This window comes from Pseudobacter ginsenosidimutans (assembly GCF_007970185.1).
In the GTDB taxonomy this organism is placed as follows: Bacteria; Bacteroidota; Bacteroidia; order Chitinophagales; family Chitinophagaceae; genus Pseudobacter; species Pseudobacter ginsenosidimutans.
Genome location: NZ_CP042431.1, coordinates 3,446,499 through 3,471,752 on the forward strand (window position 1 = coordinate 3,446,499; position 25,254 = coordinate 3,471,752).

Below are 25,254 nucleotides of genomic sequence, written 5' to 3' on the forward strand. Positions count from 1 at the left end.
GAATAGAAAGACGAAGTAATCAGCAGGAATTATTGAATGCTGATCAAAACATAAAATCTAATCCGATAATTCAATAGTTGCATTCAGAAAGCACATTGAAAAACTATGGATCATTGCTTTGCTAGTTTAGCAAGAGAGAATAGAAGCAATGCGATCACTGAAAGAAATCACATTAGTTTCCTGCAATTCGCCAATCAAAAGTGGAATTGTGTAATAAAATAATTCAGAAAAAAATGCAGCAGTCTGAATCAAACTGCTGCACATTCCGGGGATCGGGCCGGTGAAGGGGTATGGGAAACGGGCCTTGGAAACATAAGCGAAGAAGCATGGCTAAGCTCAATAGCCCAACCCAACCAACCACAGCTCAAAAAAAATCCTCCCGCGCCGGTCTGTTTCCCAGACCGCTTTCTCATACCCCCTCAACGGCCTACCCCTCAACAGCCTACCGGCTGCCCAGTAATTTTTTTCTGAATTCAACCGCTGCTGCATTTGCTTTTTCAGCAGGCACCACAATGAATGCCGGATTTTCGGCCAGCACAATTTTTGTACTGGTCTTGCTGCCGCGATGATCATATTCGATGTCGAGCCTGTCACCAGGTTTGTGGGATTTCAAGAGCTCGGTGAGATCGGATTGCTTGCGAAGCGGCTTACCATTCAATGAGAGGATCTGATCATCCACATCGAGACCAGCATTATAGAGCGGCGTTCCGTTCACAGTATTGGAAGCGATAGTGAGCGAGTTTGCGCCATCCCTCCATTGTACATTTCCAACCCAGGCTTTTCCTTCGTTGGACCTTTTCAGCAGGAGCCCGGCTTTTTCGAGAAGCGGAGCGTAATCAAGCGGTTCATGTCCTTTGATGTATTTGGAAAAGAAATCGGAAGCGAATTGTTTGTTGCCCGTTAGCTGGGCCAGTACATCCTGCAAACCGTCTACATTGTAGGGGATCTCTGTTTTACCGTATTTCTTCCACACGGCAGTCATGTAGTTGTCGAGCGTAAGATTGTTGAACCGGCTGCGCAATTCCAGGTCAAGGGCCAGCGCAATGGCGGCTCCATACGGATAGTAGGAAGTGTACATGTTCACGTAATTGCTTTTGTCGATTGCAACGCCGGCATCTACGAAAACCGCATGGCGGCTCACTTCCACGGGAGAGAAGCGCTTCGCGCCCTGCGTATTTACTTTGGTGTTGATGAGACTGCCCATTACGCGGAGATAATCTTCTTCGCTCATGCAGCCTGCACGTTCGGTGAGCAGGTCGCCGTAGTATTGTGTGAAGCCTTCAGCAAACCAGAGCTCATTGCTCATATTGCTTTTCTCGAAATTGAAAGGCTCCAGCGTTTTCGGGCGGATGCGCTCTACATTCCAGCAGTGAAAGAATTCATGTGCGAATACATCCAGCAATTCATTGTTGCCATCGAAATTGATGGGAATACTGATCACCGTGGAATTGCGATGCTCCATGCCATCGCCTTTCACCCAGGGATTGATGCTGGCAATGAATGTGTAGGTGCCATGATCGAAATCGGGCAGTTCTCCGTATACTGCCATCGATTGTTCGGTGATGCGTTTCACTTTATTGGTGAATGCAGTGAGCAGGCTGTCTGAGCTGCTGCCTTCGAAAGCAAAACGGATCCTGTATGATTTACCGGAAGGATTGGTGAGACTCCATTCCTTCCAGGTGAGGGAGCCGATCTTTGTTGGACTGTCCATGAAATACTGAAGGCCTGGTGCTGTGAAAGCCGTGGAATCGTTGGTGGGCTTGAGTTGTGTGGCAATGCTCCATTGTTTGCCTTCAGGGATATTGAATTTTACAGAGATGGGTGTTTTATCATATCCCTTGATCCACATGAAAGCTGCAGGCATATTGAAATGAATGCTGGTGGCATCGATCCCTGCATAAGTGCCGTCAGGATGATTGGCATAGAGCGTATACTCGAGGCGGATCTGTCCGTCTGTATGCTGAACTTCGTACACATCTCCGTCTGTTCGGGTAATGGTGAGTGGTTTGTTATTCTTGCCGAAGGCCTTCACGTCGTACACATTCTTTCCGAATTCGTGGGTGGCATAACGGCCGGGTGAAGAGCGGCTCATGCGGAAGACAGCCGTCTTTTGTTTGGTGCCGATGCCGGTTACGTTGAGACTGATCTGTGCCTCGTGGTGCGTGATATTGGGGAAGGAAACTGAATAGCTGATCTGTTGTGCCTGCAGTGAAGCGATCACCAGCAGGAAAAAGAACAAGGATAGAGATTTCTTCATGATGTACGTTTAATAGTATACAAGATAGGGCTTTCTTCGATTTTGTACATTTGAGTCAAAGAATCGGATATGAGCACAAGAGAACAACGCTTTATGCAGGCAGCCATCGATGTGGCCAGGGAAGGTATGTTGCAGGGAAAGGGTGGACCTTTCGGTTGCGTGATCGTACTCGGGGAGGAGATCGTGGGGAAAGGATGCAATTCTGTGGTAGGGGATAATGACCCTACCGCACATGCAGAAGTGGTAGCCATCCGAGATGCCTGTAAGAACCTGCGCAGTTTTCAACTGACCGGCTGCGAAGTGTACACCAGCTGTGAGCCTTGCCCCATGTGTCTCGGCGCAATCTACTGGGCAAGACCTAAGCGCGTATTCTTTGCCGCCAACCGTCACGATGCCCAACAGGCGGGCTTCGACGATTCCTTCATTTACGAAGAACTGAAACTCCCTTATGAAGCAAGACAGATCCTGATGAATGAATTTGGAAGGAACGATGCAGTAAAACTGTTTGAGGAATATGCGCAGTTGCCTGGAAAAGTGGAGTATTAAGGTGTATATAATTTTTTGATCACGATATACGCGATCACTGCCAGCAGCAGGATGAGCACAATGGAAATGTAGACCCATGGTGCTTCCTGGATCTTTCTCTTCTCGCGCAGGTTCTTTTTTTTCTGGATGTATTGATTGAGGTCCTTGTTGAGCTGGTCTACGTAATTATCGATCTTCTTTTTGCCGTTCACCTGCAGCAACCCTTCGATGGCTTCATTCTCGAAATCATTATCGAGCATCCAGGCTTCTACCTCATGCTTGTCCTGCTCGGACAGTTTGCCTGCGAGGTAATCCATCAACTTTTGATTGTCGATGTCTTTGTTTGAATTCGATAATATGTTTAACAGGTCGCGGTTCATTGTTTTCGGTTATCCCGCCTTTATCTAATGTTTTAGTTTCTTTTCCATGTTTATTTTCAGGTTGCGCTTTCCGTTCTGGATATAGCTTTTCACCTGCATCATGGAAAAGCCTGTTTGCCCGGCGATCTCCTGGTAGCTCTTTTTGTCGAGATAGAACAAAGTTACGCAGAGTTTTTGCTCTTTGCTGAGTTCATCCAGGGATTCGCTCATCAATTCCAGCTGACGGTCTTTTTCCAGGTGGTTCTGCATGCTGCTGTCTTCCGCGGGAGTGGCCACCATGGTCTCTTTGATCTCGGTGGTCTTGCCGTTTTTGGAACGCAGTTTCATGAGACAATAATTCTTGGCAACCATGTAGAGCCAGGATTTGAAATAGTCCACCTTGTATTTCGGCAGTTCCTGTATCACTTTCAAGAATACCTGCTGTACGCCATCGCGGGCTTCTTCTTCATTCTTCAGGTATTTCATGCACACACCGAAGAGCAGCATGGTATACCTTTGCAGGAGCAATCCCAGCCAATAGTTGTTTCGCTCGGCGTAGTATTTTCCGAGTAATTCCTGGTCTGTGATATGTGCATATTGATCCTGGTTCACCGTCTGAAAATTAGCTATTTTCCCTGATATGATGCAGGGTGGCAAAAATTTCATAAACCTAACGGAATCAAACGGTTCTTTATTTCACTAGCTTAGTAAAAAATACCTTTATGCTATACGCTGTTTGTACAGTTCCGGTATCACCCCTTCGGGCAACCGATAGTCATCGCAGCGAGATGGTGAGTCAATTGTTGCTGGGTGAATGTGGTGAGGTGCTGGAAGAGCGCAAAGACTTTATCAAACTCAAGACTTTGTATGATGATTATGAGGGATGGTGCCAGCGCAGCCAGCTGGAGCTGATGGCAACAGTGCCTGGTGATCAGCAGAGCCAGGTGCTGGTGGGGGATTACACAGATCGTGTACTCATCAACGGTATGGAGGCCCATGTGCCGATGGGCGCTGTGGTGATTGCGCCTGCAGGCGAGGAATTGCAGTTGGGGCATTATAAAATTCGTTATCAGCTGGCCAGTCCATGGCATGCAGGAACTGCCGTTGTATCCGCTGAGGCAATCACGGCCAGGGCTATGCGCTATCTGAATACAGCTTATCTCTGGGGCGGTCGCTCCATATTCGGCATCGATTGCAGCGGGTTCAGCCAATCGGTTTTCCGTTTCTTCAATTATAAATTACTGCGGGATGCTTACCTGCAGGCAACGCAGGGAGACCCGATCGGTTTTCTGCAGGAAGCGCGCTGCGGCGACCTCGCATTTTTTGATAACGATGAAGGAAGGATCACGCATGTAGGCATCATGCTGAACCCGGAGGAGATCATTCATGCTTCAGGAAAAGTGCGGATAGACAAGATCGATAATGCGGGCATCATTCATGCGGAAACTGGCGTACGTACGCATAAGCTGAGGATGCTGCGGAGATATTTCGAAAGGGTTTAGAACAATGCTTTTATCCAGCGGATGATGAGCAGGTCCCATCCGAAAAGTTTGAAGGCGGTGTACAGCATGATCACTCCGAAGATCTTTTTGAGTACATCTTTATCGATCTTCACAGCCATGCTGCTGCCGATGAATCCGCCGATGGCAAAGCCTGCGGCCAGCATCAATACCACTTTGGGTTCGATGGGCGTGCCCATCTTTTTACATTCCGTATAATATTTGGAAAAAGCCAGCGCCGCCACAGGCAGGGTCAGCACACCCAATGAAGTGCCCTGAGCCTGGTGCTGTGAATAATGCATGAAGAATGCCAGCGCCGGTACCATGATAACGCCTCCTCCCACACCTATCAATCCGCTGAGAATACCGGCAGCCAGTCCTATCACCGCCAGGGTGATGATTTCCTGGGTTGCCATATTGCGAGTTTGTAAGTTCAATCAGTGAAAGTTAGCGCATCGTGGTTATTTACGAAAATGTTCTTTGTAAGATTCTACGGCTTCCTGGATCACTTTGAGGGCCGTGGATTTGTCGCCAAATTCTTCCACGATCACTTTTTTGTTTTCCAGCCTTTTATATTCTTCGAAGAAGTGGCGCAGCTCACTGAAGAAGTGAGGAGGCAGTTCTTCCATATTGTTGTAGTGGTTCACGCCCGGATCGTTGGCGGCTACGGCAATGATCTTATCGTCGCCATCTCCGTTATCGATCATCTGCATTACGCCTACTACTTTGGCTTCCATGATACAGAGGGCCTGAACAGGCAGTGAGGTGATCACCAGGATGTCCAGGGGATCCTTATCATCTCCATACGTCTGCGGAATGAATCCGTAGTTGCAGGGATAGTAGAAGGAGGAATAGATCACGCGGTCCAGTTTCAGGAGGCCGCTATCTTTATCGATCTCATATTTGGCTCTGGAGCCCTGTGGGATTTCGATCACAGCATTTACTACACGGGGGGCATTGTCTCCATAAGGAACGCCATGCCATGGATGGGAAACAGTTAACATACTACTTCTTAGGTTATCTTCTTCAGTTTATAAATACGGGCTGCAATGCAGCTTAATTGGCTATTAAAGCTGGCTAAATTTTCATAAGCAATCGCAGGGATGGTGGTGGGCAGTATTACAGCAGGGGCTTAATGTTTGAAGCTGTGCACCTGTTTAAAATCAACGAGCCATTCATCATTTACTTTCACAACAGCGAGTACGGTAGTGTCTTTTTCTTTGAAGCTGTTGGTGTATACATAGTTCACCAGTGAATCGTTCACCGGTTCGATAGTCACGGGCCTGATCTGGGCGTCGCGGTATTGACGGCGGTCTTCACTGCTGAGCTGGTCATAATGTTTTCTCTTCCAGGTATCCAGCAGGTCCAGGTTGGCGGAATCTTTCAGCAGATAGAATTTAGCTTTCTTGAGATCTCCGTCCAGTGAGGCGCGGATGAACTCCCTGCCTGCATCCTGGGCGTCTGTAGCCTTCGTATAGCTGTCCTGTTGATTGCAGCTCCAGCAGATAAGCGCCAGAACGGGTAATAGAAGATATTTCATCATAATGTACAAAAATAACGGTTGTAGGTGAATAGGCGAAAAAGGGGCATAAAAAAGCCCGCGGGCTTTTAGCCGGCGGGCGAATATGGGTAATCCAAAAGGTTAATCGAGGCTCTTGTCGTCCAGTCTGTGACGCTGCTGGCGCCAGTTGGTTGACTGTTCCGGGTTTTGTTCCGCTTCGAGATTGTAGGCCTTGATGATGGCTTTGACGAGGCGGTGACGGACAACGTCTTCCTCATCCAGTTCGATATGTCCGATGCCATCCACATTCTTCAGGATGCGTACTGCCTTTTCGAGGCCGCTTCGCTGGTTCTTGGGAAGGTCAACCTGTGTCATATCACCGGTGATGATGGCTTTTGCATTGGCGCCGATACGGGTGAGGAACATTTTGAGCTGCAGGTCCGTGGCGTTCTGCGCTTCATCAAGGATGATGAAGGCATGGTCCAGCGTACGGCCGCGCATGTAGGCCAGTGGCGCGATCTCGATCACACGTGTGCTCATGTAGTAGCCGAGTTTGTCTGCAGGGATCATATCGTCCAGCGCATCATAAAGAGGGCGCAGGTATGGATCGATCTTCTCTTTCAGGTCGCCGGGCAGGAAGCCGAGGCTTTCACCTGCTTCTACAGCTGGCCTGGTAAGGATGATCTTTTTCACCTGCTTGTTCTTGAGCGCCCTCACTGCCATGGCAACGGCAGTGTAGGTTTTACCGGTACCGGCAGGGCCGATGGCGAAAACGATATCGTTGCGTTCCGCCTGCTGCACCAGTCTTTTCTGATTGGCTGTGCGGGCGCGCACCGTTTTTCCGTTAGGTCCGAAAACGAGGACATCATTCGGATGACGATCAATAAAATGATCCACCGTTTCTGCGTCATCGCCGCCAAGGACCTGTTCAAAATAATTTTCGCTCATGTGGCCATTGCGTTCTAAATACTGAACAATGAGTTCAATCTTTTCTTTCGCACTTCCCACTTGCTCCGGAGAGCCGCTTAGTTTTAATTGAGTGCCCCTCGAGAGGATTTTTAAGAGGGGGAATTTTTTCTTGAGGATGTCTAATTTGCCATTGTTAACACCAAAGAACTCGATAGGGTTAACGGTTTCAAGGTTGATAATTGTGTCTGTCAAGCGCGTCAGGTTTAAGTTCACAATAGTGGTACCTTGCGATACTCACCAACTCCATCCATCTATTCCAAATCTAATCTTTAGAATAGGTTCTATACAAATTTACATATTAACAGAGTGTGGAAAATCAGGCTGTTCTTTCAATTTAAGTTAATTTATTTACTTTTAGAGACCTAACATTTTTACGCCATGAAATTGCGCATTTTATCACTCGTATTAGCCATGACAGTTGCGGGGTTTGTTGCAAATGCCCAGTCTGCAAAACCTGCATCCGACATTCTCAATGAAGCATACAAAACTGCTGCCAGAGAAAAGAAAAATGTATTCGTGATCTTTCACGCCAGCTGGTGCGGATGGTGCCATAAAATGGACACGGCCATGAACGATCAGTCAGTGAAAGCATTCTTCGACAAAAGTTATGTTGTAGAACATCTCACTGTTAAAGAAGCGCCTACTAAAAAGCAGGATGAAAATCCCGGAGCGGATGAACTGCTGCAGAAATATCATGCAGCTGATCTTGGCATTCCATTCTGGATAGTGCTGGATCCTAAAGGAAATCTCCTGGCAGATTCACAGGAACGTCCGGCCGGCGCCAGTCTGGATTCAAAGGGACAGAATGTTGGCTGCCCTGCCACTCAAAAAGAGGTGGACTTCTTTGTGGAAGTATTGAAAAAGACTTCTTCCCTGAAGGAAAATGAGTTGAAGTTGATTGCAGAGAGATTCAGGAAGAATGACCGGGCCGCGGCTCATTAATAAGACAATTAAATTGCTCAAAGGGTTGCGGTAGCGTAACCCTTTTTTTATGCCTGGTATTGCCGTGAAAGACGCATGCGGATGCAGAGGATATTATATAGATATCCTTTAGATATTCCTTAGATATTACTTATCCGCCTGTCTTGATTGTCTTGTTTGAGGGATCTGAGCATCTGGCCGTAGTCGAACTTTTTGGCGAGCGCGATCACGCTTTGTGTGATGCGCTTTGTTCTGGTGGCTTCTGTTTTGGCGCTTTCGATCCATTTGCTCCAGTAAGCCTGGTGGGAAGGAGGCATGGCGTTGAAATGCTGCTGCGCTGCCGGCTCATCAGCCAGGCAGTCCAGCAATTCCTGGTTGATCTTGTAAGGCACTTTGTCCAGCGTAAGTTGTACTTCCACTCTGGCTCCTTTCTGTTTGCCAATGGCTTTTCGCACATCGGCTTTGAGAGCCATAATGAAATCGCCGCCACCCATGGGCAGGAGCGAAACCCCTTTGATGGAATATTTGTCCAGCTTGCCTTTTACGCGGAAAGATTTCTTATTACCGGGAAGGATTTGCCGGGCGATTGTAGCCGGAATGCTGATATAGCTCCAGCCTGATTTCTCGCCCATTTCTTCAAACTTCTGTATGGTAGCGGTAAATTGGACCATAAGGATTATGGCGTAAACTTACCGGTTTTTAACTGAACTGAGAAGCGGTAGGATTCTGTAATTCATCTTCGATCAGATCGTGCAGACGCTTTTCATTATCCCAGATCCAGCGGGGAAGCGGTTGCTCCATGATCTTCCAGGCGCTGTCTTCCTTTTGCATTTTGAAGAGAATACGATTACCTCTGTCATCAACAACATCTACAGTGAATATTCCTTCCTGTTGTCCGCCGAGTTTACGGAAATTGAATTCTCTCAGACGGCCTTCCGCCTTCAACAGTTTGGTGAACTGAATATTCTTTACAAAATGAATGCGCATATATGATTATTAATAATTGCTTTCTATCAATTCCTGTGCTACAATCTGCACAAAAGCACAATTGTTCCAAAAAAATATTGGACCTGTGAGTTATTTCCGGTTAAAAGGGGAGTGGGTTAGAATTTAACTGGATAAAGGGTTAGGCTTGCAAGATAAGGGATTTCGGGAATCCGTAGTGAATGGTGGAAAACAAAAAGCCCGGCGAATGGGCCGGGCTTTATATACAGATTGCAAAAGTTCTCTTAGTACCTGTAATGTTCCGGCTTGAAGGGACCAGCTTTTGGAATGCCCAGGTATTCAGCCTGTTCAGTGGTCAGTTCATCCAGTTCAACACCGATCTTTCCGAGGTGCAGGCGCGCCACTTTCTCATCGAGATGTTTAGGCAACACATACACTTTGTTTTCGTAGCTGCCGTGGTTGGTCCACAGTTCGATCTGAGCGAGTGTCTGATTGGTGAAGGAATTACTCATTACGAAGCTGGGGTGACCTGTAGCGCAACCCAGGTTCACGAGGCGGCCTTCAGCCAGTACGATCACATCTTTGCCTTCGATATTGTAGAGATCAACCTGAGGCTTGATGGTATCTTTTGTTTTGCCATAGTTGTTGTTGAGCCATGCGATATCGATCTCGATATCGAAGTGACCGATATTACAAACGATGGCTTTATCCTTCATGTTGCGGAAATGCTTTTCTGTGATCAGGTCGCGGCAACCGGAAGCAGTTACGATGATATCAGCTTCTTTCACGGCATCGATCATCTTCTTCACTTCAAAACCATCCATTGCAGCCTGGAGGGCGCAGATAGGATCGATCTCAGTTACGATCACGCGGCAGCCGGCGCCGGCGAGGGAGGCGGCAGAACCTTTACCTACATCGCCATATCCACCAACAACTGCCACTTTACCGGCGAGCATGATATCAGTAGCGCGGCGGATAGAATCCACCAGGCTCTCTTTACAACCATACTTGTTGTCGAATTTGGATTTGGTTACGGAGTCGTTCACGTTGATAGCGGGGATAGGCAGGGTGCCTTTTGCCATTCTTTCGTAGAGACGGTGAACGCCGGTAGTTGTTTCTTCGCTGAGCCCTTTGATATGCTGAACCAGCTCAGGGTATTTATCGAACACGATATTGGTGAGGTCACCACCATCGTCCAGGATCATATTGAGGGGGCGGTCGGCTCCACCGAAGAAGAGTGTTTGTTCGATGCACCAGTCAGCTTCTTCCTGTGTTTGTCCTTTCCAGGCAAACACTCCGATACCGGCAGCAGCAATGGCGGCAGCGGCATGGTCCTGAGTAGAGAAGATATTGCAGGAGCTCCATTTTACTTCAGCGCCGAGGGCTGTAAGTGTTTCGATCAGCACGGCAGTTTGAATGGTCATGTGCAGGCAACCTGCCACACGCGCACCTTTCAGTGGCTGGCTGGCGCCATATTCTTTCCTGAGAGACATAAGACCGGGCATTTCTGCTTCGGCAAGACGGATCTCTTTGCGGCCCCATTCAGCAAGGCTGATATCCTTCACTTTATACGGTAAGGAAAAGTCAATGGTTGACTTTGAAATTGTTGACATATAAATGGTTTGATTTCGCGTGCAAAATTAGTAAAAAGGATGGACAGATATTACAAGATCTGTGCCGGTAAGGCTTTTAATTACAATTCGTAGACATTATTGTTTGGAAATATCTGCCACGGATTTCTTCTCCAGGATCTTGAGCGTGGCATCCCTTACTGTGATCATCATATCATGGAGGCCGCACTGCTTTTCATCGCAGTTCTTGCAACGCTCGTAGAAATAAAGGCTTACACAGGGGAGCATGGCAATGGGACCGTCTATCAGGCGCATCACTTTGGCCATGGAAATATCCTTTGGCGCCACTTTGAAAAAATATCCGCCGCCTTTTCCTTTCTTACTGTCCAGTATCTCCGCTTTCTTCAGCTCCAACAGGATGTTCTCCAGGAATTTGAGCGGGATCTTCTTCTTTTTGGCTATTTCAGCAATGAGTACAGGCTGGTTATCTTTCTTTTCAGCCATGTACATCAGCGCTTTAAAAGCGTATTGTGCTTTCTTCGATAACATTTGGGATTGATTTCGAGGCGAGAAAGATAAAATAATTTTCTGAATGCTGTGATGTCAGACCAATTTATGCTCATAAGCATATTTGATCAATCCGATCACACTGCCCGTCCGGGTTTTCCTTAGGATGTTTTTCCTGTGTGTTTCCACCGTTCTTTCACTGATGAACAAGGTTTCTGCGATCTTTTTGTTGCTGTATTCTTTTTCGATCAACCTCAGTACTTCCAGTTCGCGGTCTGTTAACCGTACTTCTGTAGTACGCTGCACCTCAACTTGCTTTTTCATAACGTTATTGGGTTAATGATAAAATGGAACCTCCTTGCAGATGGCTCACACTGCGAACAATGAAAATTGGTGATATGTACTCTATTACCGGGTTGGGGTTAATGAAAGGACCGGAAAAGTTCCTTACTGAAATATAGCATTAATTGTAATCAATGCGGATTAAATCCGCGCACAATTAATTTGTGATGGATCAAATTCCGAGCACATCGCTCATGGAGAAGATCCCTTTTCTGGTATGCAGGAATTCTGCAGCGAGAACAGCTCCGGTGGCAAAGCCCTGACGGCTGTGCGCGGTGTGTTTGATCTCGATATCATCGATGGCGGATGTGTATCTGATGATATGTGTGCCGGGCGCAGGATCCACGCGCTCGCTTAATATCACCAGCTCATTTGCCTGATCGCTGTTGTGGTTTACCCACTTTGATTTTCTGTTGTTCTCTCCGAGGATCTGTTCTGCCAGTGTGATGGCTGTGCCGCTGGGCGCATCTAATTTTTGGGTATGGTGCACTTCCGTCATCTGAACATCGTATTCGGGATGGGATGTCATCAGGGACGCAAGTTTTTTATTGATTGCAAAGAAAATATTCACGCCAACGCTGAAGTTGCTGGCGTAAAGCAGGGAGCCGTTTTTTTTGGAGCAATAAGTTTTCACTTCCTCATACCTGTTGAGCCAGCCTGTTGAACCACTCACCACGGGAACGCCCGCATCGATGCAACGGATGATATTATCAAAAGCACTTTCGGGTCCGGTGAACTCGATAGCCACATCTGCCTTGCGGATATTGTCGATGGTATTGTCTTCCAGATTCTCGATGGATACTTTCAATACCACTTCATGTCCGCGTTGCAAAGCGATGGCTTCAATAGCCTGTCCCATTTTACCGTAACCTATCAGTGCGATTTTCATAAGTTCCTATTCAGGTGCTGCTTCAATTTTAGCGCAGCGAAGGTAGAGTTTTTGTGCGATTATTTGCACCTAGTGTAAATACAAAGCTCACACCGGGCACATTCCCGGGCAGCACAGCAGGCGAAACGCGCATGGAGATATTATCGCTCACATCGAAGTCGCGGAGATGTGCATCCACTGTGGCATCAACAATATTCAAGCCCCAGAGCAGGAGCCCGAAGAGGATGGAATAATCCATATTCCTTCTGTACTCACTCCTGTAATTCAACAGGGAGGTGCTTTGCCCCCGCTGAACAAGTGGCCTGAGTTGCTCATGCACTTTGTTCATGCTGTCGGGATTGTTCTGACTGTGATTTTCCACCACAGCCAGCGCATAACGGATACGGTCATACCAGTTCTTGTTGTATACAAATAAGCCGGCGGGAATCCCCACTGCTGCCCAAACGATGGGCACTTTCCAGTATTTCTTATTGTAGATCTGGCCCCAGCCCGGAATGATGGCGGAGCGGATGGCTGCTTTACGCGGACTGTGTTTTTTCTTAACTGCAGTATCTGATTTAACGGGAACAATAGAGTCTGCTTTCACTCTTCCGGAATCCACTTTGATCTCTCTGGCAACCGGCACTGTATCGCAATAGTAAATGATCGCCAGTTCCACTTCATCGTGCAAACGCCATTGCAGCGGGTACACTGTTTCATTGGTTGTTGGAGGCAGAACAGGGTTCACCGCTTTCGCCTGCGCAAAAGCCGGGCTCATCAATATCAGAAGTATTGCAGGAAGAAAACGTATCATCAAAAATGAACTTAGTTGGCAGTAACACCAATCTGGTCCAGGATCTTGTTCAGGTCCTGAATAGAGTAATACTCAATCGAGATCATTCCGTTGCCTTTTTTACTATGATTGAGTTTTACCTTGGTGCTGAAATGCGAGGCTAAATTATCTTCAATTTTTTTATAGGCCGGTGGGAGATTGGCTTTTACCGAAGATTTAACAGGCTGGTTCCCTTTGTACATTTTGCGTACCAGCTCTTCAGTCTGGCGTACGGAAAGGCCTTCTTTCTTTATCTCGTTGAAGATGAAAAGCTGTGTTTCCACCGTGTCTACATTGATCAGGGCGCGTGCATGGCCCATGCTGATCACGCTGGTGCGAACAGCCACCTGGATATCTGGTGGCAGTTTCAGCAGGCGGATATAGTTGGCAACGGTGCTTCTTTCTTTTCCCATTCTTTCCGCAACCTGCTCCTGTGTATGATTGAGCTCTTCCATCATACGTTTATAGCTCAGCGCAATTTCCATGGCGTTGAGGTCTTCACGTTGCAGGTTTTCCAGCAGGGCCAGTTCCAGCAGTTCCTGGTCATTGGCCTGGCGGATATAAGCGGGCACATCTTTCAGTCCTGCGATCTTGGAAGCCCTCCAGCGGCGTTCGCCGGAGATAAGGCGGAACTTTCCGCCGGGCAGTCCGGATACAGTGATGGGCTGCACCAGGTCGTGCAGTTTGATAGAAGCTGCGAGTTCATTGAGCGCGGTCTCGTCAAAATCACGGCGGGGTTGTTTGGGGTTGGGCTCGATGTCCGCAACCGGAATCCTTTGCATGGTAGTGACTGCCTCCACAACTGATCCTTTCAACTGACCGGTGCCGGTCTTCAAATCTGAGTCAATGCTTTGCAACAGGGAACGGATGCCCTTGCCTAACAATTCCTTGTTATTATCTTTTTTTTCTTTGCTCATGAACTGTATGCGTTTACAGATGGTGGTTAGATGTGCTTGGTCCCCGGATTACTCGAGGATCCTTTCTTCCTGCCTGATCTTGGTCATATTGTTCTTCTGCAGGATCTCCTTGGCAAGATTGAGGTAGTTGATAGCTCCCTTGCTCTGCCCGTCGTACAGGATCACGGGTTTGCCCACGCTGGGCGCTTCGCTGATCCTGGTATTGCGGTGGATGATGGTATTGAACACCATTTCATCGAAGTGTTTGCGCACTTCGTTCACCACCTGGTTGCAGAGGCGGAGACGGCCATCATACATGGTCATCAGGATACCTTCGATCACCAGGGCGGTGTTCAGACGGCTCTGAACGATCTTGATGGTATTGAGCAGCTTGCCCAAACCTTCCAGGGCGAAGAATTCCGTTTGCACGGGAACGATCACACTGTCGGCTGCCACCAGGGCATTCACGGTGATCAGGCCCAGTGAAGGGGAACAATCTATGATAATGAAGTCGTATTCATGTTTCACCGGCTCCAGGATACCCTTGAGCACGCTCTCACGGTTGGGATAGTTGATCATTTCGATCTCGGCGCCTACCAGGTCGATATGAGAAGGAATCACGTCCAGGTTGGGGATCTCGGATTTCAAAGTCACATCCTTCGCAGCAGTACCATTCACCATGCAATCGTACAGGCTCTGCTGGATATTGTGCAGGTCAAACCCAACACCGGTGGTGCTGTTCGCCTGCGGATCCGCATCCACCAGCAGTGTTCTGAATTCGAGCACCGCCAGGCTGGCGGCCAGATTGATGGCAGAAGTGGTTTTTCCAACTCCCCCTTTTTGATTTGCAACTCCAATTACTCGGGCCATTGTAGAGTACCTTATTTAGTAGATCGTAAAATTGTCACCAATCGGCAAGACTTCAAAATTTAGTTTTGCCCACCGGAAACCCAGTTATATTTGTGCCGGCAGGCCGGCGGGACGGCAAAAATACACTTCAGCCCCAACAATCGCAACCAAAACAGGCTTCGACTGTTAAATAAAGTTCTTAACAAAGGCAAAAAAAATCTAATCCAATGCGCAATTCAGGTTTCTGGTGGGTCATCATCGGTATCATGATCGTCCTCGATATTTATGTATACCAGGCCATCAAAGTAGTGCTTCCGGAGCATTCCCCTAAAACCCGGCTCATCATTATCGTACTGTACTGGCTCGTTTCCATTACCGTCACCGGTATCCTGGTAATGATGCCCTTCATCAATTTCGATAACTGGCCACGGGGTCTCCGCACCTATCTTTTTGCCACCACCGTTGGATTATTCTTTGCCAAACTCATCGTTTCTATCTTCCTTGCCCTGGACGATATCCGCCGCGGCGGGATGTGGGTGATCGGGAAACTTTTCTCCAATCCTTCTGTTGAGATCACACAGGCATCCGATGGCATCACCCGTTCCGCCTTCCTCAGCTGGCTGGGCCTCGCTGCAGGCAGCACCCTCTTCGGAACCCTGCTTTACGGTTTCTCCAATAAGTACAAATACCATATCAACCGAATTCCGCTCAGCTTCTCCAATCTGCCAAATGCATTCAAAGGTTTGAAGATCGTGCATATTTCGGATATCCATTCTGGTAGTTTCATGGACAAGAAAGCGGTTATGCATGGCATTGAAAAGATCATGAAAGAGAAGCCTGATCTTATCCTCTTCACCGGCGACCTGGTGAATGACCGCGCCTCTGAAATGACGGATTATATGGATGTGTTCAACCAGCTCAAAGCACCTATGGGGGTTTATTCAACACTCGGTAACCACGATTACGGGGATTATGTACGATGGGAATCCCAGGAAGCCAAACATGCCAACCTGGAAAGATTGAAAGCAGTACACGGTGAGCTCGGATGGCGATTGCTCATGAACGAACATATAATATTCGAAAGAGGAGAAGATAAGATCGCCCTGCTCGGAATCGAGAACTGGAGCGCCAAAGGCAATTTCCCTAAATATGGAAAACTCACAGAAGCACATCCCGGCACAGAAGGTCTTCCCTTCAAAATTCTCATGAGCCACGATCCCAGCCACTGGGATGCTGAAGTGGTGCCCAAATACAAGGACATCGACCTCATGCTCTCCGGCCATACACACGGAATGCAGTTCGGCGTTGATCTGCCCGGATTCAAATGGAGCCCTGTACAATATATGTACAAACAATGGGCAGGCTTATATGAAAACGAATCACAAAAACTCTATGTCAACCGCGGTTACGGATTCATCGGTTATCCTGGTCGTGTTGGCATCCTTCCCGAAATTACCGTGATCACTTTGGGGTAGGAAAATCCCCAATGTTTCATATACTCTAATTTTCGCATACATAATAATGTGAGGCCGTCAATAGGGGGCAAAGCATGGTTGGTAGTCTATATTAACATCGGCTTGTATGTTACTGGCATATAAGTTGAAAAATTCTGTATGAACCAAATTACAATGTATGAAAAAGAGAACCCTGTATCTTTTAGCCCTGGCACTAATATTTAGCTCTGCTTCCTTTGCGCAGGGATTGCACCTCGGTGTAAAAGCCGGCGCCAATATTTTTAAGGTGGATGGAAAAAGTTTTAAAGAAGAGTACAAATTCGGTTACAATCTCGGAGCCTTTGCTGAAATCAATTTCACTGATAAATTCGGTATCCAGCCGGAAGTGATGTGGAACCAGCTGAATTACCGTTCAGGCGAAAATTTCGGAGATGTATTCCCCGGCGGCCAGGATGATGTAAAAGGTAAACTCAATTACCTGAGCATCCCGGTATTGCTGAGCTATTCACCTGCCAAAGTGTTGAGCCTTCAGGCCGGTCCGCAATTCGGCATTTTGCTGAACCAGGACAAGAACCTTTTTCAGAATGGAAAAGAAGCATTCAAGAGCGGTGATTTCTCCCTGCTCGGCGGCGTGCAACTGAATCTCGGCAGCGTTAAGGTTGGTGGACGATATGTTATTGGTCTCTCAGACATCAATGATGTAGACAATAAAGAGAAATGGAAAAACCAGGGCTTCCAGTTGTATCTGGGTTTGAGGATCATCTAAGCCGCAGCTGTGCGCGATAAACATACAGCGCTTTTTTTCTATATGTTCTTTCAATTGGGTAACTTGTATAAGTAATATTATCAATTCGTTTACACCATTAAATCAATATGTATGAAAAAAAGATCGCTGGTATTGCTCACCGGCTTACTGCTCTTCTCGCTGATCAGTTTTTCACAAAGCCTCCATATCGGGTTCAAGGCAGGTGCAAATATTTTCAAGGTAGACGGACAATCGTTCAAAGATGAATTCAAATTCGGTTATCATATCGGAGCTTTTGGTGAGATCTATATCATCGATAAGTTCGGAATTCAACCGGAAGTACTTTTCAGTCAAACGAATTTCCGCACCGGCACGGATTTCAATAATGTCTATCCCGGAGGGGTAAGCGATGTGAAAGGAAAACTGAATTACCTGAGCATCCCCATTTTATTCAGTTACCGTCCTATCAACCTGTTTGCTTTCCAGATAGGTCCACAATTCGGCACTTTGCTGAACCAGGACAAGAACCTGGTCAATAATGGAAAAGAAGCATTCAAGAAAGGAGACTTCTCCCTGCTGGTAGGCGCACAGCTTAACCTGCTCAAGTTCAAGGCAGGCGCAAGGTATGTGATAGGATTGAACGATATTAATGATGTGGGAACGAGTAATAAATGGAAGAACCAGGGATTTCAGGTCTATGTGGGAGTGAGGGTGTTGTGATGAAATCCATACGTTATTTATAGGGAAGATCCCGGTGGTTTCGGCTGCCGGGATTTTTTGTTTTTGTGCGCTTGCGGGGGGATGCGGGCCAGGGCTGTTGAAACAAACCAACGCGGGAGGAGTTTTTTGAGCTGTGGTTGGAGAGATGGGGCGGTGGTGCTTTGCCGGACTACTTCGCTTATGTTTCAAAGGCCCGTTGCCCGCATCCCCTCCGCAAGCAGCAATCACCAAAACAAAATTTGAATCCCGGCAATGCCGGATTCATTTGATCGCTGACTTACAACATAAATAACGATGGATTTTGGGTGGTAGAGGATGGGGAAAGCTTCGGAACGCGTAAGTATGTACGTTAGTTATTGACGCTACTTTGATTATACTTAACATATTGCAGCACCAGAGATTTTAGTTTCACTCATTACTGTCTCAACACTCATACTGGTAAGAAAACTGCATTGAAAAAATTATTAAATGCCAATCTGAAAAAGATATATATCCTACTCCTTGGTTATGTGCTTAATTTTTACACCTCTATATTTTCTTTTATATCTCTTACCTCTTTTATATCTATGTTTTTATTACTTCTCAAACATCTCGCGCTTTCCTGGAGCATCGTTTTGGTTTAGAGTTCACATTCTTTCTTCTACAATAATAGTATGCAACATGAATGCAAATACTAATAAAAGCAGGGTTCCCCTTGCAACTATTACTATTGACTGATGGAGTGGGTGTTCATCGAGCGACGGGTTATGAATAATCAGGCCTTGAAATATAAGCGAAGAAGCCTGGCATTATACTACAGCTCCATCTCTCCCATCCAAAGCTCAATAATCATTCTCACGCGGTGGTATATTTCACAGACTGATTATCATAACCCCGAGCGAGCAAGCGATCAATAGAGAGCCGGCCGCTTCCATTAACTGTCAGTACTGCCGTTATAGCCCAGATGAGCAGATCAAATTCGAATCCTTCACCGCGCTGATTACCGAACCAGTTCATGAAGAAGCCGTTGTGTCTGTGATCTACAAAGAAGGCTCCGATCATTACTATGCCGAGTAGGAAAGCATTGATACGTCCGGCAAAGCCGATGATGAGCAGGAAGGCGCCAAGGGATTCGATCAGGATCACTAATGCTGCCAGTGCAGATGGCAATCCAACGTGGCCGGTGAAATAGTTCATGCTTTGTTCCCATCCGAAGCCGCCGAACCAGCCAAAGGTTTTTTGAAGACCGTGGGCAAGGACTACAACGCCCAGCACTATGCGAAGAATGAACCAGTTGTAGCTATTGTCGGTTGCGAATATTTTCCTTTTCATAAAAGACCGTTTAAAGATTTTGTAGGTGCAAAGTTGCCTTCAAACGGATGCGTAATCCAATACCACAGGTTAAGAAAAAATCTTGACCTATGTTAAGACTTTGGACGGTCCTGTCTTTTTTGCCGGAGCTGCCGGAGCTGGCGAATTTGCTGAAGCGATCTTTCAATGCGGAATTGATGATGAAATTTAGTTACAGCCACGCGCTGCGCATGATAGACACCGGTATGTCCGCTGAAATAATAGGCCGTGAAGCAGGCTGCTGCAAAATAAAAGATATTGCCTGCTCCAAAGAGTTCGGCGCCCATGAGAGTACAGGCGATGGGAGTATTGGTGGCGGCAGCAAAAACAGCAATGAAACCAAGACCAGCAAAAAGATCAACAGGTGCACCGCTGATGGAAGCGATGCTGTTGCCAAGTGTAGCGCCGATGAAGAAGAGCGGCGTTACTTCGCCTCCCTTGAATCCCATGCCTATTGTGATGGCGGTGAGCAGCAGTTTCCAGACCCAGCTGAAATGGGTGGCTCCGCCGGTAAAGAAGGCCGATTGAATACTTACGCTGCCCGGAGCAGGATTGCTGACGCCAAGGCCGAGGTAATCGAAGTTGCCGATCAGTAAGCTGATACCCAGTACCAGCAACGCGCCGGTTACAGGGATCAGGTATTTGTTGCGGATGAACTGCCTGCTTTTGTCTTTGATAAAATGAGTGAGCTCTGCAAATAAAAAACCGGCAACACCAAATATGACGCCTGCGATGATCACCTTCAATAATAAAAGCAGTTTTGGCAGATCATAATTATTGGAGGTAGAAAAATGAATCAAGTATTGCGTATGATGAATGCCTACAAGGGAGCAGGTGATATCAGCTATCACGGCTGCGATGAAGCAGGGGATCAGCGCATCATATTTTATACGGCCGATGGCCAGTACTTCCGTCGCGAAGATGGCGCCGGCAACGGGTGTTCCGAATACTGCACCAAATCCGGCAGACATGCCACACATGAGCAGGGTGCGTTTCTGTTGCGGATTGGGTTGATACCATTTGCTGAACAATGCAGCCATACTGCCACCCATTTGTACTGCCGTGCCTTCGCGGCCTGCAGAGCCACCGGTGAGATGCGTGAGCACGGTGGTGAATAAGATAAGAGGGGTGAGCCTGGCAGGGATCCCGCCACCGGGCTGATGGATCTCATCCATGATGAGGTTGTTGCCGGCATCGGAATTCTTTCCCCATCGGCTATACAACCAGGTTATGAGGATACCCGCGAAGGGAAGCAGCAGGATCAGCCAGATATGCTGCTGCCGGGTTACAGTGGCCAGGTCCAGTAACCAAAGAAAAAAGGCTACCAGCAAGCCGATGCTCACAGATACAGGTATGATCAGTAAAGTCCAGTGAAGTAATTGTAGGGCGATATTTGCCTGTCCGGGGAAATTCTTTTTAAATGTCATCCTGCAATAGATTTTTTATGGCCTGTGGCCAGTTATTATTTGCAGGCGCCATCAGTTCTGGGAAGAACGGTTCAAATAGGAAGACACCATTTCCTTGATCACAAATGTATGCTTTTACATTATTCCATTTTTCTTATTTTTTGTAGCTGCGGATCCGGCTCAGGCTTTCAGGTGTGATGCCAAGATAGGAAGCGATATGTTTCAATGATAGGCGCTGTTCGAAATGCGGGTACCGGTTGAGGAAAGCATGGTAACGCGCTTCGGCCGTCATGGTGAGCGTTTGATTGATCCGTTCGCTCATGGCGATGTATGCATTCTGGAGCAGGATTCGGTAGAATCGGTTCAGCTGCGGTATCTCATCATACAACTCTTCCAGCCTTTGCCTTTCGATCAGCAGAAGCGTGGAGTCTTCAAGGGCTTCCAGGTTGTATTTGGAAGGTTGCCCGCTGAGGAAACTGTACATATCACCGGACCACCAGTCCTCGAAAGCGAACATCAGCGTATGTTCCACCCCTTTATCGTCCACATAATACTGACGTAGACAACCTTCGGTAACAAAACATTCGTACCGCATCACATCACCTGGTTGAAGCAGGTACTGTCTCCTGCGGAGTTGTTTCACTTTGATGGACGAGGTAAAAAGTTGCGTCTCTTCCGGACTGAGGCTGATGAACCGGGAAAGGTTCTGAAGAATGCGTTCGTACATGAGCTAAAGTTACAGGAATTGCTACCTTTGAAACCAACCTTTGACCAGTCACCTGCCCTTTTGACCTGATTTATGCCCGCGATCACCGGCTTATCCGCTTGGCATCAATCTTGAACTATAGCCAGCTTATTCAGAATCATAGGTATTTCACGCTGAGTGTGTTATTTTGTCATAAGATAAAATGAAGTAATGAAAGAACCCGGTTTACTTTTTCAGGCAGAGGATGAAATGGATTTTCTGCCGATAATTCCCCTGAACGAGAATGAAAGAGATAATGGTGAAGAACTGGTAGTGCCCGAAGAACTTCCACTGTTGCCCCTTCGTAACACTGTATTGTTTCCCGGTGTGGTGCTCCCCATCACAGTGGGCAGAGATAAAAGTATCAAAGCCGTGAACGATGCTTACAAAGCTGATAAGCTCGTAGGTGTGGTTGCGCAAAAAGACAGCAACATCGAAGATCCAACCGTTTCCGACCTGGAAGATATCGGAACAGTAGCACGGATCGTGAAGCTGATCAAGATGCCGGACGGCGGCACCACAGTGATCATCCAGGGCAGACGCCGTTTCAAAGTGGCAGGCATCGTGTCTGAAGATCCTTATTTCAAAGCAAAAGTGGAACTGCTAACGGATGATGAAGTGCCCAAAAATCAGGAAGACTTTGAAGCGTATGTGTCCAATATTAAAGAACTGGCCACACAGATCATACAGCTTTCTCCCAATATTCCTTCAGAAGCAAGTATCATTTTGAAGAATATCGAGAACCCTTCTTTCCTCATCCATTTTATTTCCAGCAACCTCAATACTGATCTCAAAGAAAAGCAGCAACTGCTGCAGTTGAACAATATCGAAGCGCGTGCAGACCTGCTGATGCAATTGCTGCAGCGCGAACTGCAGTTTGCGGAACTGAAGAACAAGGTCACCACCAAAACAAAAACAGAGCTCGATAAACAACAACGCGAATACTTCCTCAATCAACAGATGAAGAGTATCCGTGAAGAGCTGGGTGGCGATTCAAACGACCGTGAGATCAGGGATATGCAGAAGAAAGCAGAAGCCAAAAAATGGCCTGAAGCTGCAAAGGAAATGTTCCGCAAGGGCATCGAGAAACTGGAGCGTATGCATCCTTCCACGCCCGACTATTCTGTAGTATACAATCATCTCGATCTGATGCTGGACCTTCCCTGGGGAGATTACACGGAAGATCATTATGATCTCAGGAAGGCACAGAAGCTGCTGGACAAAGATCATTTCGGCATGAAGAAAGTGAAGGAGCGCATCCTGGAATATCTCGCCGTGCTGAAGCTGAAAGGCGATATGAAGAGCCCGATCCTCTGTTTTGTTGGACCTCCCGGTATCGGTAAAACATCGCTGGGACGCAGCATTGCAAGCGCCATCCAGCGAAAGTATGTTCGCATCAGTTTGGGTGGTGTGCATGATGAAAGCGAGATCCGCGGCCATCGCAAAACTTATATCGGCGCAATGCCTGGCCGCATCGTACAGTCTATCCGCAAGATCAAATCATCCAACCCTGTGATCATCCTGGATGAGATCGATAAAGTAGGTAATGATTTTCGCGGTGATCCTTCTTCCGCTTTGCTGGAAGTGCTTGACCCCGAACAGAACCATACTTTTTACGATAACTACCTGGAGCTGGAATACGATCTCAGCAAAGTGCTGTTCATCGCCACAGCAAATAATATCAATAATATACAGCCTGCGCTCCGCGACCGTCTCGAGATCATCGATCTCAGCGGGTATGCAGTGGAGGAAAAAGTGGAAATCGCCAAACGTCACCTCGTGCCCAAACAAAAGGATGCGCACGGACTGAAAGATTTCAATTTCAAGCTGGGTGATAAAGTACTGGAAAAGATCGTGCAGGATTATACCAGGGAGAGCGGTGTTCGTGAACTGGACCGCCTGCTCGCCAGCATCATGCGTTATGAAGCCAGGGAGTACGCAATGAAGGAAAAGATAAAGACCGTTCTCACCACAAAGGATGTAGAAAAGATCCTGGGCAAACCGCGGTACAGTAATGATATTTACAAGGTGGCCAATATGCCGGGTGTGGCAGTTGGACTTGCCTGGACCTATGTAGGAGGCGATATTCTCTTCATAGAAACCAGCCTCGGTGAAGGAAAAGGAGAGCTCAAGCTCACCGGCAATCTCGGCAATGTGATGAAAGAATCCGCTGCTACGGCACTTACTTTCCTGCAGTCCAACGCTAAAAAGCTGGACCTCGATCCGGTCATGTTCGAGAAACGCACCATTCATATTCACGTACCCGAAGGTGCTGTTCCCAAGGATGGCCCGAGTGCAGGTATCACTATGATGACGGCCATTGCTTCCGCATTTTCAGGCCGTAAGGTGAAATCCTATCTCGCCATGACTGGTGAAATAACTTTAAGAGGTCAGGTGCTGCCTGTAGGCGGTATCAAAGAGAAGGTGCTGGCTGCCAAACGCGCGGGCCTCAAAGAGATCATTCTCTGCTGGCAGAACGAAAAAGATGTTCAGGAGATTGATTCTGAATTTATCAGGGGCATGAAGTTCCATTTCGTGAAGACCATGCAGCAGGTGTTGGAACTTGCGCTTGTTTAACATTTATCCAACGATTGATAATTGAATTCCCTGAACTCCCGAAACCCAATGTGGTAGGGTATTTCAGGGAATTTGGCTTTTCGGGGCGAGGCTTTTTAATATCATTTTAATCGATATATGAGCAGGGAAGGCCAACAAAAGGACTCTAATCATGTTATATTTATAGTATCAATTGAAAATTTTTTCATGTTGGTTGTTTTAAGGGTTAAAGGAATTCCTCCATGTCAATGGAGGAATTTTTTTTGAGCAGTAAATAGCTATTTTCGCTGGCCCAGACTGCATGAGACGATGGCTCCTCATATCGATGGCTGTGTTCACACAGTTTCAGCTCCGGTCCCAGACATTGGGGGCAGTACCGTCTTCAATTTTCTCAAACTTCCCAACGCTCCTCAACTCACCGCACTCGGTGGTATCAATATTTCACAGATCACGAACGACATTGGTCTCGCTTACAATAATCCAGCATTGCTGAGGAATAACATGCATACGCAAACGCAGTTATCTTTCAATTCGCTGAAGGGCGGTTTGCAGCAGTATCACCTGATGGCGGGTTATCATCATGAAGCCATCAATACCGATTTTGCCCTGGGTGTGCAGTTCATGAATTATGGTTCAGTACCGAAAACAGATCTTTCAGGAAATATCAACGGAGAATTCCGTCCTGTTGATTATGTAGTGCAGGCCAGTGCCAGCCGTCAGTACATGAACAAATGGCATTACGGCGCTTCTTTTAAATTCATTCATTCTTCTTACGGTATCTATCGTTCTTCCGGATTGGCGCTGGATATTGGCATCAGTTATTATGATTCTGCTTCATTATGGCAGGCTTCATTTGTGGCAAAGAATATGGGAGCGCAGCTGACGGTCTATGCAGGATCGGAAAAAGAAGAGCTGCCTTTCGACCTGCAACTGGGTATTTCGAAGCGTTTGGCCAATGCACCCCTTCAATTTTCCATTACGGCCTGGCATTTGCAAAGATTCGATATCCGTTATGAAGACACAGCATTCAATGAGGAGAACGGTTTTGAACAGAATGGAAAAGGAAAGGATTTTTTCCTGGACAAACTGTTCCGTCATGTTGTGATCGGCGCCCAGTGCTATGTTACAGATAAGATCGAACTGAGCCTGGGGTACAATCATATGCGCAGGAAGGAACTGAATGCCGGAACTCAGGGAAATGGGCTGAATGGATTTTCGCTGGGGGTGGGAGCCCTGTTCAAGAAACTACAGATCCGGTATGCAAGGAGCTGGTTCCAGCGTAATATCGCTTTCAATCAATTTGGGCTGAGCCTCCGGATGAACGACTACCTGGGCACCGGGAAATAACGCGCAGGGGTGTCCAGTACACGTTTCCCCTTAGTGGACCTTATCAAATTTCCTTGACTTGGCTGAAATTGATGGGAACAAATACGGTTTTCTCGCCAATTTGAATGAACT

Annotated in this window: 27 protein-coding genes and 1 riboswitch; of the genes, 8 read left to right on the top strand and 19 right to left on the bottom strand. The window is 47.2% G+C overall.

The features are described 5' to 3' along the window. Nucleotides 1-442: 442 nt before the first annotated feature. Nucleotides 443-2,257 carry a M61 family metallopeptidase gene (locus FSB84_RS14000; protein ID WP_130544335.1) on the bottom strand — a complete coding sequence of 605 codons (1,815 nt, stop codon included), beginning with the start codon at nt 2,255-2,257 and terminating at the stop codon, nt 443-445. A 69-nt stretch (nt 2,258-2,326) separates the two neighbouring features. Here FSB84_RS14000 and FSB84_RS14005 point away from each other — a divergent pair, with 69 nt between their 5' ends. Next, nucleotides 2,327-2,803, top strand: a complete 477-nt coding sequence (locus FSB84_RS14005; RefSeq protein ID WP_130544334.1) for a nucleoside deaminase — start codon at nt 2,327-2,329, stop codon at nt 2,801-2,803. Here FSB84_RS14005 and FSB84_RS14010 read toward each other — a convergent pair. Beyond that, nucleotides 2,800-3,162, bottom strand: a complete 363-nt coding sequence (locus FSB84_RS14010) for a hypothetical protein (protein ID WP_130544333.1) — start codon at nt 3,160-3,162, stop codon at nt 2,800-2,802. The two genes, FSB84_RS14005 and FSB84_RS14010, sit on opposite strands and share 4 nt — an antisense overlap. A 24-nt stretch (nt 3,163-3,186) precedes the next feature. Further along, nucleotides 3,187-3,753, bottom strand: coding sequence for an RNA polymerase sigma factor (locus FSB84_RS14015; RefSeq protein ID WP_225980071.1), 567 nt, complete (start codon nt 3,751-3,753; stop codon nt 3,187-3,189). A gap of 110 nt (nt 3,754-3,863) precedes the next feature. Here FSB84_RS14015 and FSB84_RS14020 point away from each other — a divergent pair, with 110 nt between their 5' ends. Continuing rightward, a complete protein-coding gene (locus tag FSB84_RS14020; protein ID WP_130544331.1) occupies nt 3,864-4,643 on the top strand; it encodes a C40 family peptidase in 780 nt (259 codons plus the stop codon). On the opposite strand, the gene FSB84_RS14025 is transcribed toward FSB84_RS14020, so the two are convergent. From FSB84_RS14025 to FSB84_RS14040, 4 genes are all read right to left on the bottom strand, one after another. Further along, nucleotides 4,640-5,056 carry a sulfite exporter TauE/SafE family protein gene (locus tag FSB84_RS14025; protein ID WP_130544330.1) on the bottom strand — a complete coding sequence of 139 codons (417 nt, stop codon included), beginning with the start codon at nt 5,054-5,056 and terminating at the stop codon, nt 4,640-4,642. The genes FSB84_RS14020 and FSB84_RS14025 overlap by 4 nt on opposite strands. Nucleotides 5,057-5,101: 45 nt before the next feature. Beyond that, complete coding sequence (locus tag FSB84_RS14030; protein WP_130544329.1) at nt 5,102-5,644, bottom strand: inorganic diphosphatase; 543 nt, start codon at nt 5,642-5,644, stop codon at nt 5,102-5,104. 128 nt (nt 5,645-5,772) lie between these two features. Further along, entirely contained in the window at nt 5,773-6,183 is a 411-nt protein-coding gene (locus FSB84_RS14035; RefSeq protein ID WP_130544328.1) for a hypothetical protein, read from the bottom strand. A 99-nt stretch (nt 6,184-6,282) separates the two neighbouring features. Then, nucleotides 6,283-7,302, bottom strand: a complete 1,020-nt coding sequence (locus FSB84_RS14040) for a PhoH family protein (RefSeq protein ID WP_130544327.1) — start codon at nt 7,300-7,302, stop codon at nt 6,283-6,285. Nucleotides 7,303-7,488: 186 nt separating this feature from the next. On the opposite strand from FSB84_RS14040, the gene FSB84_RS14045 reads away from it, so the two are divergent. Further along, on the top strand, nt 7,489-8,052 hold the full coding sequence (locus FSB84_RS14045) for a thioredoxin family protein (protein WP_130544326.1): 564 nt from the start codon (nt 7,489-7,491) through the stop codon (nt 8,050-8,052). A 119-nt stretch (nt 8,053-8,171) separates the two neighbouring features. On the opposite strand, the gene FSB84_RS14050 is transcribed toward FSB84_RS14045, so the two are convergent. The 9 genes from FSB84_RS14050 to FSB84_RS14090 all read right to left on the bottom strand — a co-directional run bounded on the left by FSB84_RS14050 (nt 8,172) and on the right by FSB84_RS14090 (nt 14,862). After that, nucleotides 8,172-8,702: a YdeI/OmpD-associated family protein gene (locus FSB84_RS14050; RefSeq protein WP_130544325.1), complete on the bottom strand. Its 531-nt coding sequence runs from the start codon at nt 8,700-8,702 to the stop codon at nt 8,172-8,174. Between the two features lie 28 nt (nt 8,703-8,730). Further along, nucleotides 8,731-9,018, bottom strand: coding sequence for a hypothetical protein (locus FSB84_RS14055; RefSeq protein WP_130544324.1), 288 nt, complete (start codon nt 9,016-9,018; stop codon nt 8,731-8,733). A gap of 242 nt (nt 9,019-9,260) precedes the next feature. After that, nucleotides 9,261-10,589, bottom strand: coding sequence for an adenosylhomocysteinase (gene ahcY / locus FSB84_RS14060; RefSeq protein WP_130544323.1), 1,329 nt, complete (start codon nt 10,587-10,589; stop codon nt 9,261-9,263). 96 nt (nt 10,590-10,685) lie between these two features. After that, the gene (locus tag FSB84_RS14065) at nt 10,686-11,096 is read right to left on the bottom strand and encodes an RrF2 family transcriptional regulator (protein WP_130544322.1); all 411 of its coding nucleotides are present in this window, start codon (nt 11,094-11,096) and stop codon (nt 10,686-10,688) included. A 54-nt stretch (nt 11,097-11,150) separates the two neighbouring features. After that, nucleotides 11,151-11,378, bottom strand: coding sequence for a response regulator transcription factor (locus FSB84_RS14070; RefSeq protein ID WP_130544321.1), 228 nt, complete (start codon nt 11,376-11,378; stop codon nt 11,151-11,153). Nucleotides 11,379-11,568: 190 nt separating this feature from the next. Further along, nucleotides 11,569-12,285, bottom strand: a complete 717-nt coding sequence (dapB, locus tag FSB84_RS14075; protein ID WP_130544320.1) for a 4-hydroxy-tetrahydrodipicolinate reductase — start codon at nt 12,283-12,285, stop codon at nt 11,569-11,571. A gap of 28 nt (nt 12,286-12,313) precedes the next feature. Further along, the gene (locus tag FSB84_RS14080; RefSeq protein ID WP_130544319.1) at nt 12,314-13,078 is read right to left on the bottom strand and encodes a DUF5683 domain-containing protein; all 765 of its coding nucleotides are present in this window, start codon (nt 13,076-13,078) and stop codon (nt 12,314-12,316) included. Nucleotides 13,079-13,089: 11 nt separating this feature from the next. Further along, nucleotides 13,090-14,013, bottom strand: coding sequence for a ParB/RepB/Spo0J family partition protein (locus tag FSB84_RS14085; protein WP_130544318.1), 924 nt, complete (start codon nt 14,011-14,013; stop codon nt 13,090-13,092). Nucleotides 14,014-14,061: 48 nt separating this feature from the next. Next, nucleotides 14,062-14,862: a ParA family protein gene (locus FSB84_RS14090; RefSeq protein ID WP_130544317.1), complete on the bottom strand. Its 801-nt coding sequence runs from the start codon at nt 14,860-14,862 to the stop codon at nt 14,062-14,064. A gap of 206 nt (nt 14,863-15,068) precedes the next feature. On the opposite strand from FSB84_RS14090, the gene FSB84_RS14095 reads away from it, so the two are divergent. From FSB84_RS14095 to FSB84_RS14105, 3 genes are all read left to right on the top strand, one after another. Continuing rightward, on the top strand, nt 15,069-16,316 hold the full coding sequence (locus tag FSB84_RS14095) for a metallophosphoesterase (protein ID WP_130544316.1): 1,248 nt from the start codon (nt 15,069-15,071) through the stop codon (nt 16,314-16,316). Nucleotides 16,317-16,473: 157 nt separating this feature from the next. After that, a complete protein-coding gene (locus FSB84_RS14100) occupies nt 16,474-17,061 on the top strand; it encodes a porin family protein (RefSeq protein ID WP_130544315.1) in 588 nt (195 codons plus the stop codon). Nucleotides 17,062-17,172: 111 nt separating this feature from the next. Beyond that, entirely contained in the window at nt 17,173-17,760 is a 588-nt protein-coding gene (locus tag FSB84_RS14105; protein ID WP_130544314.1) for a porin family protein, read from the top strand. Between the two features lie 834 nt (nt 17,761-18,594). Here FSB84_RS14105 and FSB84_RS14110 read toward each other — a convergent pair. From FSB84_RS14110 to FSB84_RS14120, 3 genes are all read right to left on the bottom strand, one after another. Beyond that, the gene (locus FSB84_RS14110) at nt 18,595-19,071 is read right to left on the bottom strand and encodes a DoxX family protein (protein WP_130544313.1); all 477 of its coding nucleotides are present in this window, start codon (nt 19,069-19,071) and stop codon (nt 18,595-18,597) included. Nucleotides 19,072-19,163: 92 nt separating this feature from the next. After that, complete coding sequence (locus FSB84_RS14115) at nt 19,164-20,516, bottom strand: voltage-gated chloride channel family protein (protein WP_130544312.1); 1,353 nt, start codon at nt 20,514-20,516, stop codon at nt 19,164-19,166. Between the two features lie 35 nt (nt 20,517-20,551). Continuing rightward, nucleotides 20,552-20,619: riboswitch (Fluoride riboswitch) on the bottom strand. Nucleotides 20,620-20,649: 30 nt separating this feature from the next. Beyond that, nucleotides 20,650-21,222: a Crp/Fnr family transcriptional regulator gene (locus FSB84_RS14120; RefSeq protein WP_130544311.1), complete on the bottom strand. Its 573-nt coding sequence runs from the start codon at nt 21,220-21,222 to the stop codon at nt 20,650-20,652. Between the two features lie 189 nt (nt 21,223-21,411). Here FSB84_RS14120 and lon point away from each other — a divergent pair, with 189 nt between their 5' ends. Beyond that, entirely contained in the window at nt 21,412-23,817 is a 2,406-nt protein-coding gene (gene lon / locus FSB84_RS14125) for an endopeptidase La (RefSeq protein WP_130544310.1), read from the top strand. Between the two features lie 288 nt (nt 23,818-24,105). Further along, the gene (porQ, locus tag FSB84_RS14130) at nt 24,106-25,143 is read left to right on the top strand and encodes a type IX secretion system protein PorQ (RefSeq protein WP_147122173.1); all 1,038 of its coding nucleotides are present in this window, start codon (nt 24,106-24,108) and stop codon (nt 25,141-25,143) included. Nucleotides 25,144-25,254: the final 111 nt, after the last annotated feature.